This window comes from Caballeronia sp. J97 (genome assembly GCF_905220305.1).
Taxonomy (GTDB): Bacteria; Pseudomonadota; Gammaproteobacteria; order Burkholderiales; family Burkholderiaceae; genus Caballeronia.
In genome coordinates, this window is record NZ_CAJMZL010000033.1 from 17342 (window position 1) to 30631 (window position 13290).

Consider the following 13290-nt stretch of genomic DNA (forward strand, 5'->3'; position numbering starts at 1 on the left):
CGAAGCCAACTTTCCGGTCGGCCATTCCCATGAATCGTTATCCCCTCTGGAAGTATGTCGTGATGCTGGTGGCGCTCGTCATCGGCCTCGTGTACACGCTCCCCAACTTCTTCGGCGAAGCGCCCGCAGTTCAGGTGTCGAGCGGCAAGGCCACGGTCAAGCTCGATTCGACGACGCTTTCGAACGTCGAAGCCGCGCTCGCCGCGAGCAACATCAAGGCCGACGAAGTCACGTTCGACAACTCGCAGCTGAACGCGAACATTCGCGTGCGTCTGAAGGACACCGACACGCAATTGCACGTGAAGGACCTGCTTTCGAAAACGCTGAACACCGACCCGAGCGATCCGCAGTACATCGTCGCGCTGAACTTGCAGAGCGCCTCGCCGCGCTGGCTGACGGCCCTGCACGCGCTGCCGATGTACCTCGGTCTCGACCTGCGCGGCGGCGTGCACTTCCTGCTGCAGGTCGACATGGCCGGCGCGCTCAACAAGAAGCTCGACTCCGACGCCGCCGACGCGCGCACATATCTGCGCGACCGGAATGTCCGCGATGGCGGTGTGAACCGCGTCGGGCAGTCGGTCGTCGTGAATTTCTCGGATCAGTCGAGCGCGGACAACGCGCGCACGCTGCTCCAGACCGGCGTGTCCGAACTGCAATGGACGACGCGCCAGGGCGGCGACGGCTTCCAGGTCGTCGGCACGTTCTCGGCGGGTACGCAGAAGACCGTCGAGGACAGCGCGCTCAAGCAGAACATCACGACGCTGCATAACCGCGTGAACGAACTCGGCGTCGCGGAGCCGGTGATCCAGCAGCAGGGCTCGGACCGCATCGTGGTCGAGTTGCCGGGCGTGCAGGACACCGCGAAGGCGAAGGACATCATCGGCCGCACGGCGACGCTCGAAGCGCGCCTCGCCGATCCGGTCAACACCTACATCGGCCCGAACGATGCCGTGCCGCCCGGCGACGAAGCGTTCAAGCAGGGCGATCGCATCGTGCTCCTGCGCAAGCAGGTGATCTTCACCGGCGATCGCATCATCGACGCGTCGGCGGGCTTCGACGAGCATCAGCGCCCGTCGGTCAACATCCGTCTCGATTCGGCCGGCGGCCGCGCGGTGTCGGCGGTGTCGCGCGACAACATCGGCAAGCCGATGGCGATGGTGCTGTTCGAAAAGGGCAAGGGCGAAGTGCTGACGGTCGCGACCATCCAGTCCGAGCTCGGCGACCGCTTCTCGATCACCGGCCAGCCGACGCCGCAGGCCGCGACCGATCTCGCGCTGCTGTTGCGCGCCGGTTCGCTCGCGGCGCCGATGGACATCATCGAGGAACGCACGGTCGGTCCGAGCCTCGGCGCTGACAACATCAAGAAGGGTTTCGATTCGGTGACCTACGGCTTCGCCGCGATCGCCGTCTTCATGATCGCGTACTACCTGCTGTTCGGCGTGTTCTCCATGCTGGCGCTGTCGGTGAACCTGCTGCTGCTGGTCGCGGTGCTCTCCCTGTTGCAGGCGACGCTGACCTTGCCGGGCATCGCGGCTATCGCGCTCGCGCTCGGTATGGCAATCGACGCGAACGTGCTGATCAACGAACGCATCCGCGAAGAGCTGCGTAACGGCGCGCCGCCGCAGACCGCGATCCAGGAAGGCTTCAAGCACGCCTGGGCGACGATTCTCGACTCGAACGTCACGACGCTGATCGCCGGCCTCGCGCTGCTCGCGTTCGGCTCGGGCCCGGTGCGCGGCTTCGCGGTCGTGCACTGTATCGGCATTCTGACGTCGATGTTCTCGGCGGTGTTCTTCTCGCGCGGCCTCGTGAACCTGTGGTACGGCGGCAAGAAGAAGCTGAAGTCGCTCGCGATTGGTCAGGTGTGGCGTCCGGAAGGCACGAATGCCGAAGCTGCCGCGGCCGCCTATCTCGCGGCGCAACGCGGCGACGAATCGCCCGTCGATGAAATCGTGAAGACCGCGAAGGGCAAGACCAAGACCGCCGCGCCCGCGCCGCGCCCGGCAGCTCAAGCGCAAGCGCGCACGGGCAAGCCGACGGTGCGCCGCCGTTCGGGCCCCGGCATCGATCAACAGAAACCGGGCGAGTCCCGCTGAATCCGCTGAGTCCGGAGAACTAGCAAATGGAATTCTTCCGTATCCGCCGCGACTTGCCGTTCATGGAGCGCGCGTTGATTTTCAACGTGATTTCGCTCGTGACGTTCCTAGTGGCCGTGTTTTTCCTCGTGCATCGCGGACTGCATCTGTCGGTGGAGTTCACCGGCGGCACGGTCGTCGAGGTGCAGTATCCGCAAGCCGCGCAACTGGAGCCGGTGCGCGCGTCGATGTCCAGGCTCGGCTATCCCGATGCGCAAGTGCAGAACTTCGGCACGTCGCAGGACGTGCTGATTCGTCTGCCGCTCAAGCAGGGCCTGACCTCTGCGCAGCAGAGCGATCAGGTGATGACGGCGCTCAAGGCCGACAACGCCAGCGTGAAGCTGCAGCGCGTCGAGTTCGTCGGTCCGCAGGTCGGCAAGGAACTCGTGACGAACGGCCTGCTCGCGCTCGCGTGCGTGGTGATCGGCATCGTGATCTACCTGTCGTTCCGCTTCGAATGGAAGTACGCGGTCGCGGGCATCATCGCCAACCTGCACGACGTGGTGATCATTCTCGGGTTTTTCGCGTTCTTCCAGTGGGAGTTTTCGCTCTCGGTGCTGGCGGCGATTCTTGCGGTGCTCGGCTATTCGGTGAACGAGTCGGTGGTTATCTTCGACCGGATTCGCGAAACCTTCCGCAAGCAGCGCAAGATGACCGTGAAGGAAGTGATCGACCACGCGATCACGAGCACGATGTCGCGAACCATCATCACCCACGGCTGTACGGAAATGATGGTGCTGTCGATGTTCTTCTTCGGCGGCCCGACGCTGCATTACTTCGCGCTGGCGCTGACCGTGGGTATTCTGTTCGGCATCTACTCGTCGGTGTTCGTCGCGGCGGCGCTCGCGATGTGGTTCGGCGTAAAGCGCGAGGATCTCGTGAAGGACAAGAAGGACAAGTACGATCCGAACGACCCGAATGCGGGTGCACAGGTCTGAGCGCCACGCGTTATCCCGGGACGTAAAAAAGCGGCCGGTCTTCACAGACCGGCCGCTTTGCTTTTGGCAACGTGCTTCAGTTTTACTGCTTAACGCCCTCAGCCTGGATATGCAGCACCGTCTTCAGGCTGAAACCATACGACTTGCCGTAATCCATCCCGAAGTCGCCGCGATCGAAGGTCGTCGTCGCTTCGACGCCGCACACTTCCTTCTTCATCATCGGGTTCATGAAGCACTTGAAGCTCTCGATCTTCAGGTTGATCGGCTTCGTCACGCCGTGCATCGTCAGCGTGCCGATCACTTCCGAAGGCGTGTCGCCGTCGAACTTGATCGATGTGCCCTTGTACTCGGCCGTCGGATACTTCGCGACGTCGAAGAACTCGGCCTTCTGCAGATGCTCGTCCAGCTTCACGTTGCCCGTGTTGACCGACGCCACGTCGATCGTCACGTTGACCGTGCCGGTTTTCGCCGCGCGATCGAGCGTGACTTCGCCGCTGCTCTTGTTGAACTTGCCGCGCCACGTCGACACGCCACCGAAGTGATCGGCCTCGAAGCTCGGATAGGTGTGGTTCGGGTCGAGCTTGTACGTGTCGGCGGCCATCGCGCCGAACGACAGACCCAGTGCGAGCGCGCCCGCGGCGATGATCGAAAGCTTTTTCAAGTTCTTCTCCTGACTAACCAGATACGCTGAATATGCGTCGTGTGTGACAAAAACACCGCTCACTTCTTCGCGGCAACGATGTGAAACTTGATGACGACGTCGTCCGCGACGATCGACGTATCTTTCCATTCACCCGTTCCGACATCGAACTGGGTGCGCTTGATCGGCAGCGTGCCGTCGAAGGCTTCGGTCGCGCCCTGCTGCGTGACCGTCACTGGAACCGTGACCGTCTGCGACTTGCCCTTGATCGTGATCTTGCCGGTCACGTTGTACTTGTTGCCGCCCGCCGGCGCGATCGCGCTGGAAACGAAGGTCGCGGTCGGATACTTGGTTGCGTCGAACCATTCCGCGCCGCGCACTTGCTTGTTGTAGTCGTCGTCGCCAAGGTCGTAGCTGCCGGTGTCGATCGTGATGCTCGCCGTGCCCGCGGTCGGCTTCGCCGGATCGAAGGCGATCTGCGCGCTGAACTTGTTGAACTTGCCGTCGGTGGGCACGTTCATCTGCTTCGAGGTGACGATCACCGTGCTCTTGCTCATGTCCACCTGCGCGTGCGCGCCGGCGATCAGCGCGAGCGAAGCAGCCGTAGCCAGCATCCAACGATTGAGTTTCACTTTCATGTGTGCCCTATTCAAACAGTTCGATCGAACAAACCGGTATTGGAAATCATAAGAACGCGATAACAATCAGCCGTCGGGAAACGTGCTGCCAACGGCAAGGAAACAATGCGACGCGCTCACTTGAGAAACGGCAGCATGCGAGCGAGCAAGCCGTCGCGATCGACGAAATGGTGCTTCAGCGCAGCGAGCACGTGCATTACGACGAAGAACAGCAACGTGTAATTCAGCGCGACGTGCACGATGCGCAGCGTCGCCTTCAGCGCCTTGTCCGGTCCGATGAGCGTCGGCAACGGCAGCACGCCGAGATACACCACCTGAATGCCCGCCGCCGAGCTGTAGAGATATCCCGACGCGGGAATCACGAGCATCAGCACATAGAGCAGGAAGTGCGTGAGATGCGCCGCGCCCTGTTGCCAGCGCGGCATGCCATCGGGCATCGACGGCGCCTGATGCGTGGCCCGCCAGACGAGGCGCAGCAGCGCGAGCGCGAAGACCGTCACGCCGATCCACTTGTGCCACGAGAAGTATTTGAGCTTGGTCGGCGTGATGCCCGGGATGTCGGTCATGATCCAGCCGAGCCAGAAGCCGCCCACGATCAACAATGCGATCAGCCAGTGCAGGCCGATCGCGGTGGCGCTGTATCGTTGCGCCGGTGCTGTCGCCGCGATGTTTGCGGTGCTTTCCATATTGCTTTCACCCATGTGTTCGATGTCGCCCGGCCTGTCGCCGGCCGACGACAAGTCTTCAAGGCCGCCATGCTACATCAACGATAACGAATTGCCAGCGCGCGCAAAAGCGCCTGCGCAAAATACGCAACCCCAGTCCTGACAAGGATTTCCGGGCTTCGGAAGCGTCTTTCCGGGCGTTCGCGTGCCGTGCATGCAACGAACTATTCCACGCGTGCAACGGTCGATGAACACGCGACGAAGCGGCGCGAGCCACAACGGATTCCGGCATCAAGGTATTAACGAGCGGACCGGCGGTTTCATTCCGTGCGTAAAGAAGCTTCGGCTCAATCCGCCGCCGACTCGCCATTTGATACCATGCTGCTTACATTTTCGCTGGCCCGCTGTTTGCTAAGCTCCCGTCGGAGCCGGTCCTCGCGGCGCCCGACTCAATCGCTCGACACGCATCGGGCCTCGACCATGAAAGCGAACCAACCGGACGACCTGATCGCGTGTCACGAATGCGACGCGCTCTTCCACAAACGTGCACTGCCTCAGCGCACGTCGGCAAAATGCCCGCGCTGCGGCTCGCTGCTGTATCGAAGCATCTCGTCGAATCTCGACAAAATCAGCGCGATGACGCTCGCCGCGCTCTTCACGTTCGTGATCGCGCAGGGCTTTCCCATCGTCGAGCTGGACGCGAACGGGCTCACGTCGGAGACCACGCTCATCGGTGCGATCGTCGCGTTGTGGAACGAGCAAATGGAGATCATGGCGGTGCTCGTGTTCTGCTCGACCATTCTGTTTCCGTTGTGCGAATTGCTCGCGCTGCTCTATGTGCTGCTGCCGCTGCGCTCCGGCTACGTGCCGCCCGGCTTCAACGCGCTTCTGCGCGGCATTCAGTTCGTGCGTCCGTGGGGCATGATCGAAGTCTTTATGCTCGGCGTGCTCGTCACGCTCGTGAAGATGGTGAGCATCGCGCGCGTGATTCCCGAGGCGGCGCTGTTCGCGTTCGGCGCGCTGACGCTCATGTTCGCGGTGGTCGTGAGTTTCGATCCGCGCGCGCTGTGGGATATCGCGAGCAGGCTCGATGCGCGCGGCGCGACGAGTCGGGCGAACGATCCCGAGCGCATCACCTCTGAAGCGAGGCAGAAATCATGAACGATCCCATCGATCCGATGATGGACGAGCGCGCCAGCGAGTCGCACTACACCACGGCGTCGCGCTCGAACGTCGTCGCCTGCCATGCGTGCGGGCTCGTGCAGCCGCTCGCGCACACCGTGGAGAAACAAAGGTGCACGCGCTGCGACGCGGTCGTGCACGCGCGCCACCCGGACAGCATCGCGCGCACCTGGGCGCTGCTCATCAGCGCGGCGATTCTCTATATTCCGGCGAACCTGTTTCCGATCATGCACACGGCGTCGATCCTCGGCTCCGAGGACGACACCATCATGAGCGGCGTCGCGCTCTTCTGGAACGACGGCGATTATCCGCTCGCCGCGGTGATTTTCATCGCCAGCATTCTCGTGCCGATGCTCAAGCTCGTGACGCTCGCCTTTCTCACCATCAGCGTGCAGCGGCGCTCCAGATGGCAGCCGCGTCAGCGCACGACGCTCTTTCGCATCGTCGAGGGAATCGGCCGCTGGTCGATGCTCGATGTCTTCGTGATCACGCTCACCATCGCGCTCGTGCGCTTCAAGTCGCTCGCCGTCATCACACCGGGGCCGGGCGCGCTCGCGTTCGCGTCGGTTGTCGTGCTGACGATGATCGCGTCCATGCAATTCGACCCGCGCCTCATCTGGGACAACATAGAACCGTCAGGAAAGAAACATGACTAGTGCCCAAGGTCCGGACGACCCGAAGCAGCCGGCGCCATCCGCCGGTAACAACCGCAATGGCGACAAAGGCAAGAGTGGCGGCGGCCTGCCGCCGAACCTGCCCGAACCCGTGATCGAACCGCGCAGCCGCTGGCTGCCTTCGCTCGTATGGGTCATTCCGCTCGTCGCCGCGCTGATCGGCGTGATTCTCGTCGTGAAGACGGTGTCGAGCCGCGGGCCGACCGTGACCATCAGCTTCGTTTCCGCCGAAGGTCTCGAACCCGGCAAGACGAAGGTGAAATTCAAGGACGTCGATATCGGCACGGTGAAAACCATCACGCTGTCGAAGGATCATTCGCGCGTGCTCGTCGATGTGCTGCTCACGAAGGAAGCCACCGATTTCGCCGTCAAGGACACGCGCTTCTGGATCGTGCGCCCGCGCGTCGCGGCAAGCGGCGTGACCGGCCTGTCGACGCTGCTTTCCGGCTCCTATATCGGCGTCGATGCGGGCAAGTCCACCGAAGACCAGACCTATTTCATCGGCCTCGAGACGCCGCCCGCCGTCACCGGCGATCAAAAAGGCCACACCTTCACGCTGCACGGCGAATCGCTCGGCTCGCTCGATATCGGCTCGCCGGTGTATTACCGGCGCGTGCAGGTCGGCCAGGTCGTCGCGTTCTCGCTCGACAAGGACGGCACCGGCGTCACGCTCCAGGTGTTCGTCACCGCGCCCTACGATCAGTACGTCGGCACCAACTCGCGCTGGTGGCATGCGAGCGGCGTCGATCTTCGACTCGATTCGAGCGGCTTCACGCTCAACACCCAGTCCCTCGCGACGGTCGTGCTGGGCGGCATCGCATTCCAGACGCCGGCGAACCAGCAATCCGGCCCGCAAGCGCAGAACAATGCGACCTTCCGCCTCGCCGGCGATCAGACCGACGCGATGCGCGATCCCGACGGCGACGCCGTGCATGTCGTGATGAACTTCAACCAGTCGCTGCGCGGGTTGTCGGTCGGCGCGCCGGTCGATTTCCGCGGCATCGTTCTGGGGCAGGTCACGGGCATCGGCGTGCAGTACGATCAGAAGTCGCACTCCTTCATGATGCCGGTCACGATCGATCTGTATCCCGAACGCCTCGGCAGACGCGCGAAGCATGCGTTGCCCCAGCAAGGTACGATGGCGAGCCAGGACATGCTGCAAATGCTCGTGAAGCGCGGCCTGCGCGGCCAGTTGCGCACCGGCAACCTGCTGACGAGCCAGTTGTATGTCGCGCTCGACTTCTTCCCGAAGGCGCCGCCCGCGCAAGTGACCGCCAACACCGATCCGATCGAGTTGCCGACCATCCCGAACACGCTCGACGAGCTGCAACTGCAGATCGCGGACATCGCGCGCAAGATCGACAAGATTCCGTTCGACGAGATCGGCACGAATCTGAACGGTTCGCTCAAGAACGCCAATGCGCTGTTCGACAGGCTCGACCGCGAAGTCATGCCGGAAATGCACGACACGCTCGTGCAGGCGAAGAAGACCTTCGGCCAGGCGCAATCGACGCTGCAGTCGGATTCGCCGCTTCAGTCGGATGTGCATCAGGCGTTGCAGGAACTCACGCGCACGCTTCAATCGCTCAATTCGCTCGCGGACTATCTGGAACGGAATCCGGAATCGCTCTTGCGCGGAAAATCGGGAGACAAACCATGAAGTTCGGCTCGTTGATCTTGACCCTGGGCGCGGCGGCGATGCTCGCCGCCTGCGCCTCGCCGACGAGCCGTTTCTACACGCTCGGCGGCGGCGACGCGCGTTCCGTGCCGTCCTCTTCCACTGCGTTCTATTTCGAGCTCGCACCCGTCGACATGCCGCAGCAGGTCGCGAAAAATCAGTTGGTGGTGCAGACGAGTCCCGCGCAGGTGCGCGTGCTCGAAGAGGAGCGCTGGGCGTCGCTGCCCGGCGACGAAGTGCGGCGCGCGCTGTCCGCCGATCTCACGCAGCGGCTCGGCGCAATCGACGTCTACGGCACACCGCATCCGGAATCGGTGCCGGTGTATCGCGTGAAGGTGAACGTGCGGCGTTTCGAATCGTGGCCGGGCTCGCAGGCCGTGATCGACGCCGTATGGAGCGTGCGCGCCGCCGGCTCCGATATCGTGCTGACGTGCCGGACGGTCGCCGAGGAACGCGTGGATGCGGGTTACGACGCGCTCGTCGACGGTCATCGCAAGGCGGTCGACGAACTCGCCTCCGCCATCTCCGCCGGCGTGCGCAGCCTCGGTTCCTTGCCGCGCGCGACCGCCAGCGCGTCGTCCGCCGCCGCGAAGGGCAAGAGCGGCGCGAGCAAGACGCCCGCTGCCGCGCCGGTTCTGCCGTGTCCTTCGACGGACACGGCAGCCACTGCCAGCGCGCAGTGAAATGCGCCGCGAACTCGATGATCTCCCTGATGCGTACGTAAGCCGCAGCGATCTTCGGCAATGTCGCGGCTGTCACGCCAGTCTGTTTCATGCTTCAACTGGCTTTGGCGCATTTCTTCGGCGAGAGCATCATCTCGCCTCAGACCGCGCACCAGACGCTTGAGTCGTTCTCGATCTTCGGCGTTACGCCGCTCTAGCGGCACTGACCGGCGTGCTGCTGTGGTCGTCGAACCTGCTCGTGCGCTGGGCCGACAACTGATTCGTACTGCAGCGCGTCGGCGAAGTCATCGCCTAGCATCGGCGGCTGCGCCTCACGTTCGGCAGACGCGGCGCGTATCGCATCGGCGTGATCTCGACGGGCGTGCTGAACGTTGGTGTGAGCTTCGGGCTCGCGTTCACGCTCGCGCCGCGCTCCCGCCGTTTCGGCCCGCGCCGCACAAGCGCGCTGCGACGCGAAGTCGGTCGCCGCATGCTCGCGAATCCGCTGCCCGTGCTCTTTCCGCCGCGGCGAAGCTGAGTCGCGCGCTGCTTCGCTTGTTGTCGGCAGGCGACATTGTCGAACGCCGCTATCTCTAATTTGCCGATGGTTCGTGCGCGCCCGGTTAAGATCGTCGACGCCCGCATTTCGAATCAACCGTGAAAATTAGATGATGAAACTGATCGGTTCGCGACCCAGTCCATTCGTCCGCAAGGTGCGGATCGTCATGGCGGAAAAGAAAATCGACTGCGAACTGGTGCTCGAGGACGTCTGGGCATCCGATTCGAAGATCCACGACTACAACCCGCTCGGCAAGGTGCCGTGCCTCATCCTGGACGACGGCGAAGCAGTCTTCGATTCGCGCGTCATCTGCGAATACGTGGATACGCTCACGCCCGTCGGCAAGCTGCTGCCGCAGGAACGTCGCGAGCGTACCGAGGTGCGCTGCTGGGAAGCGCTCGCCGACGGCATGCTCGACGCCGCCGTGCTGATCCGTCTCGAAGGCGTGCTGCGTGAAGAGGAACATCGCAGCGAGAAGTGGATCACGCGCCAGCGCCACAAGATCGAAGACGGCTTGCGCGCGATGGCGCGCGGCCTCGGCTCGAAGCAGTGGTGTTCGGCGAACCGCTTTACGCTCGCCGACATCGCGTGCGGCTGCGCGCTCGCCTATCTCGATTTCCGCATGTCCGACCTGAACTGGCGCGACGCGCATCCGAATCTCGACAAATACTACGCGCGCATCTCGCAACGCCAGTCGTTCGTCGATACCGCGCCCGTCTGATTTTTTCTTCGCGAACAGCGCAACCACCGTCGTCGCCAGCGACGGTGGTTGCGTCTATGTGGGTAGCGGTTTCCAAATTGAATCTACTGCTAGATAGATAACCGATCAGACGAAAGGCCGTAATTCCGATCCGACCGCTATTTCCCGCCAAGAAACTCGCTCTAATGGCCATATCAACGGACGTTAGGTCGCAGCAGGTACGAAAACTGCCTGAATTCGCCAAAATCTATCTACTCGACGGTAGATAATCGCAACCGAATGCACTCGTTTTTCACAAGGTTATCCACAGGCTTATCTACCGCCGAAACGCATCTGCGACTTCTTCCAGCCGGGCGCGCGTCTGAAACAGACGGCTTGCGAGCAAGCTTCCCTGGAATGCGGCGTACAAGGTGCGTGCCGCGGCCTCGGGTTTCCCGCCGGCATCGAGCGTGTCCTGCGCTTCACCCTCGGCCAACACTTTCGCGAGCCAGTTCTCGTTGGCCTTATAGAACGACTGCACCGCGTGCCGCACCTTCTCCGGCAACGATTCGATGTCCGCCGCGAGCATGCCGCACAGGCAGATCTGATTGCCGTCGCCGATGATCCGCCCGAACAGCTTGGTATATCTATCGAGTTTCTTGTCAGCCGTCGCGGAACTGTCGATTGCGTAGATCGACGACATCACGTCCGCGCTGTACGCGTTCACCGCCTCGAGCGCGAGATCTTCCTTGGTCGGAAAGTAATAGTGGATGCTCGACGTCTTCACGCCGACCCGCCCGGACAGGTCGCGATAGCTGAATCCGTTGTAGCCGCGCGTCATCAAGAACGTCTGAGCATGGTCCAGCAGCGCTTCGCGTACCGTGTTCTTGTCCATTTCGGGCATTGTCCCTGCATTCGTTGTGCGTAATTTATCTACCGCTAGATAGACGGTCAAGCGCTTGTATCAAAAAAGTTTTTATCGGACCGGTGACAAATAAAAAGCCCCGACCGGGATCGGGGCTCGTCGCGCGATGGCTTGCCGGCGAGGCTAACGCGCGGCGGCGAGTGCCACCGCCCGCAGTGATTCCTGCCCCGCCGCCGCGTGCTCGATGATGCCGCCGCCCAGACACACATCGCCCTGGTACAGCACGGCGGATTGACCCGGCGTCACGGCCCACTGCGCGTCGTCGAAATGAAGGGCGAAACGGCCGCCGTCCTCATTCGCGAAACGGCACGCGGCATCCTGTTGCCGATAGCGTGTCTTCGCGCCGCACGCCACGCCCTCTTCCGGCGCGAAGCCCGCGACCCAGCTCGTGTTGCCCGCGACGAGCGTCGGCGACAGGAGCCACGGATGATCGTGGCCCTGGACGACATAGAGCGTGTTCGTCGCCATGTCCTTGCCGGCCACGAACCACGGTTCGCCGCTGCCGTCCTTCGCGCCGCCGATGCCGATGCCCTTTCTCTGCCCGAACGTGTAGAACGCGAGCCCGATATGCTCGCCGACCGTCTTGCCGTCGGCGGTCTTCATCGGACCGGGCTTGGTCGGCAGATAGCGGTTCAGAAAGTCGCGGAACGGCCGTTCGCCGATGAAGCAGATGCCGGTCGAATCCTTCTTCTTCGCGTTCGGCAGACCGATCTGCGCGGCGATCTCGCGTACTTTCGTCTTCGGGATTTCGCCGAGGGGAAACAGCGTCTTCGACAGTTGCGCCTGATTCAGCCGATGCAGAAAGTACGACTGATCCTTGGTCGAATCAGTGGCCTTGAGCAACTGGAACAGCCCGTCATGCTCGCGCACGCGCGCGTAGTGCCCCGTCGCGATGGTTTCCGCGCCGAGCGACATCGCGTGGTCGAGAAATGCCTTGAACTTGATTTCGGCGTTGCAGAGCACGTCCGGATTGGGCGTGCGGCCGGCCGAATATTCGCGCAGGAACTCCGCGAACACGCGGTCCTTGTATTCGGCGGCGAAGTTGACGGCCTCGACATCGATGCCGATCAGATCGGCCACCGACACCACGTCGATCCAGTCCTGCCGCGTCGAGCAATATTCGCCGTCGTCGTCGTCTTCCCAGTTCTTCATGAAGAGGCCGACGACGTCGTAGCCCTGCTCCTTCAGAAGCCATGCCGTCACCGACGAATCCACGCCGCCCGACATGCCCACCACTACTTTTTGCTTGCTCATAGGGATATCACGCCCGCACCACCGGCGCGACCGAATGCGTATGAATGAAATCGAGCGGCACGCGCCGCCCGGACAGGTAATCGTCGACGCACTTCATCACGAGCGGCGTCCTGTGCCGGTCCACGGACGACCGCAACTCGTCGGCGGTGAGCCACATCGCGCGCACGATGCCTTCGTCGAGCGAACGACCGGCCGCTTCTCCGAGCGACTTGCCACAGAACGTGAAGCGCAGATACGTGACGTCGCGCCCCGGCCGCGCGAAGTGCGTCATATACGCGCCGACGAGCGCTTCCGGCTCGAAGCGATGCGCCGTTTCCTCGAACGTTTCCCGGATCACCGCTTCGACGAGCGTTTCGCCCGCTTCGAGGTGACCGGCCGGTTGGTTGATTCGCAGCCCTGCCGATGTGTGCTCTTCGATGACGAGAAAGCGCCCGTCCCGTTCGACGATCGCAGCCACCGTAACGTGGGGGGCCCAAGTATCTGATTTCATGGTGAGATATTTTACCGTCCCGGCGACGATCCCGCGCGAGCGTCCTAAGGGTAAGCGCTGACGCACTGACATGCATAACAAGTTCCGGATCGGATTCTTGCGCGTGCAATCTTCGGTTACAGTTGCGATAGCCGTCAGTTCCAGCATTTGAAATAAAACTCAGCCTTAAGC

15 protein-coding genes are annotated in these 13290 nt (G+C 62.6%); 9 read left to right on the top strand and 6 right to left on the bottom strand.

Going from position 1 to position 13290, the window contains the following annotated elements; genetic code table 11:
• The first annotated feature begins 29 nt into the window (after positions 1-29).
• Both secD and secF read left to right on the top strand, forming a co-directional pair.
• On the top strand, positions 30-2096 hold the full coding sequence (gene secD / locus U4Y90_RS29920; RefSeq protein ID WP_321800059.1) for a protein translocase subunit SecD: 2067 nt from the start codon (positions 30-32) through the stop codon (positions 2094-2096).
• 26 nt (positions 2097-2122) lie between these two features.
• Positions 2123-3073, top strand: coding sequence for a protein translocase subunit SecF (gene secF / locus U4Y90_RS29925; protein WP_321800061.1), 951 nt, complete (start codon positions 2123-2125; stop codon positions 3071-3073).
• Positions 3074-3155: 82 nt separating this feature from the next.
• Here secF and U4Y90_RS29930 read toward each other — a convergent pair whose 3' ends face one another.
• From U4Y90_RS29930 to U4Y90_RS29940, 3 genes are all read right to left on the bottom strand, one after another.
• Entirely contained in the window at positions 3156-3734 is a 579-nt protein-coding gene (locus U4Y90_RS29930; RefSeq protein WP_321800062.1) for a YceI family protein, read from the bottom strand.
• A gap of 59 nt (positions 3735-3793) precedes the next feature.
• A complete protein-coding gene (locus tag U4Y90_RS29935; RefSeq protein WP_321800063.1) occupies positions 3794-4351 on the bottom strand; it encodes a YceI family protein in 558 nt (185 codons plus the stop codon).
• A gap of 116 nt (positions 4352-4467) precedes the next feature.
• Entirely contained in the window at positions 4468-5037 is a 570-nt protein-coding gene (locus U4Y90_RS29940) for a cytochrome b (RefSeq protein ID WP_321800064.1), read from the bottom strand.
• A 459-nt stretch (positions 5038-5496) separates the two neighbouring features.
• Here U4Y90_RS29940 and U4Y90_RS29945 point away from each other — a divergent pair, with 459 nt between their 5' ends.
• From U4Y90_RS29945 to U4Y90_RS29965, 7 genes are all read left to right on the top strand, one after another.
• Positions 5497-6177: a paraquat-inducible protein A gene (locus tag U4Y90_RS29945; protein WP_321800065.1), complete on the top strand. Its 681-nt coding sequence runs from the start codon at positions 5497-5499 to the stop codon at positions 6175-6177.
• A complete protein-coding gene (locus U4Y90_RS29950) occupies positions 6174-6854 on the top strand; it encodes a paraquat-inducible protein A (protein WP_321800066.1) in 681 nt (226 codons plus the stop codon). The genes U4Y90_RS29945 and U4Y90_RS29950 overlap by 4 nt, the downstream gene beginning before the upstream one ends.
• Positions 6847-8532 (top strand): intermembrane transport protein PqiB, encoded by a 1686-nt coding sequence (locus U4Y90_RS29955; RefSeq protein ID WP_321800068.1) that lies wholly within the window; start codon positions 6847-6849, stop codon positions 8530-8532. The genes U4Y90_RS29950 and U4Y90_RS29955 overlap by 8 nt, the downstream gene beginning before the upstream one ends.
• On the top strand, positions 8529-9233 hold the full coding sequence (locus tag U4Y90_RS29960) for a PqiC family protein (RefSeq protein ID WP_321800070.1): 705 nt from the start codon (positions 8529-8531) through the stop codon (positions 9231-9233). The genes U4Y90_RS29955 and U4Y90_RS29960 overlap by 4 nt, the downstream gene beginning before the upstream one ends.
• 50 nt (positions 9234-9283) lie before the next feature.
• A complete protein-coding gene (locus U4Y90_RS36200; protein ID WP_415749430.1) occupies positions 9284-9430 on the top strand; it encodes a hypothetical protein in 147 nt (48 codons plus the stop codon).
• Between the two features lie 149 nt (positions 9431-9579).
• Entirely contained in the window at positions 9580-9750 is a 171-nt protein-coding gene (locus U4Y90_RS36205) for a hypothetical protein (protein ID WP_415749429.1), read from the top strand.
• 130 nt (positions 9751-9880) lie between these two features.
• Complete coding sequence (locus U4Y90_RS29965; RefSeq protein ID WP_321800071.1) at positions 9881-10492, top strand: glutathione S-transferase family protein; 612 nt, start codon at positions 9881-9883, stop codon at positions 10490-10492.
• A 295-nt stretch (positions 10493-10787) separates the two neighbouring features.
• On the opposite strand, the gene U4Y90_RS29970 is transcribed toward U4Y90_RS29965, so the two are convergent.
• The 3 genes from U4Y90_RS29970 to U4Y90_RS29980 form a co-directional block, all read right to left on the bottom strand.
• Entirely contained in the window at positions 10788-11345 is a 558-nt protein-coding gene (locus tag U4Y90_RS29970) for a TetR/AcrR family transcriptional regulator (protein ID WP_321800072.1), read from the bottom strand.
• Between the two features lie 153 nt (positions 11346-11498).
• Positions 11499-12629 (bottom strand): tRNA 2-thiouridine(34) synthase MnmA, encoded by a 1131-nt coding sequence (gene mnmA / locus U4Y90_RS29975; RefSeq protein WP_321800073.1) that lies wholly within the window; start codon positions 12627-12629, stop codon positions 11499-11501.
• A 7-nt stretch (positions 12630-12636) separates the two neighbouring features.
• Positions 12637-13119: an NUDIX hydrolase gene (locus tag U4Y90_RS29980; protein ID WP_321800074.1), complete on the bottom strand. Its 483-nt coding sequence runs from the start codon at positions 13117-13119 to the stop codon at positions 12637-12639.
• Positions 13120-13290 lie beyond the last annotated feature (171 nt).

Bases quoted from the DNA above. Each gene is read 5' to 3' on its own strand.
- secD (WP_321800059.1), top strand. From the start codon at position 30: ATGAATCGTTATCCCCTCTGGAAGTATGTCGTGATGCTGGTGGCGCTC.
- secF (WP_321800061.1), top strand. From the start codon at position 2,123: ATGGAATTCTTCCGTATCCGCCGCGACTTGCCGTTCATGGAGCGCGCG.
- U4Y90_RS29935 (WP_321800063.1), bottom strand. From the start codon at position 4,351: ATGAAAGTGAAACTCAATCGTTGGATGCTGGCTACGGCTGCTTCGCTC.
- U4Y90_RS29940 (WP_321800064.1), bottom strand. From the start codon at position 5,037: ATGGAAAGCACCGCAAACATCGCGGCGACAGCACCGGCGCAACGATAC.
- U4Y90_RS29945 (WP_321800065.1), top strand. From the start codon at position 5,497: ATGAAAGCGAACCAACCGGACGACCTGATCGCGTGTCACGAATGCGAC.
- U4Y90_RS29950 (WP_321800066.1), top strand. From the start codon at position 6,174: ATGAACGATCCCATCGATCCGATGATGGACGAGCGCGCCAGCGAGTCG.
- U4Y90_RS29955 (WP_321800068.1), top strand. From the start codon at position 6,847: ATGACTAGTGCCCAAGGTCCGGACGACCCGAAGCAGCCGGCGCCATCC.
- U4Y90_RS29960 (WP_321800070.1), top strand. From the start codon at position 8,529: ATGAAGTTCGGCTCGTTGATCTTGACCCTGGGCGCGGCGGCGATGCTC.
- U4Y90_RS29965 (WP_321800071.1), top strand. From the start codon at position 9,881: ATGATGAAACTGATCGGTTCGCGACCCAGTCCATTCGTCCGCAAGGTG.
- U4Y90_RS29970 (WP_321800072.1), bottom strand. From the start codon at position 11,345: ATGGACAAGAACACGGTACGCGAAGCGCTGCTGGACCATGCTCAGACG.
- mnmA (WP_321800073.1), bottom strand. From the start codon at position 12,629: ATGAGCAAGCAAAAAGTAGTGGTGGGCATGTCGGGCGGCGTGGATTCG.
- U4Y90_RS29980 (WP_321800074.1), bottom strand. From the start codon at position 13,119: ATGAAATCAGATACTTGGGCCCCCCACGTTACGGTGGCTGCGATCGTC.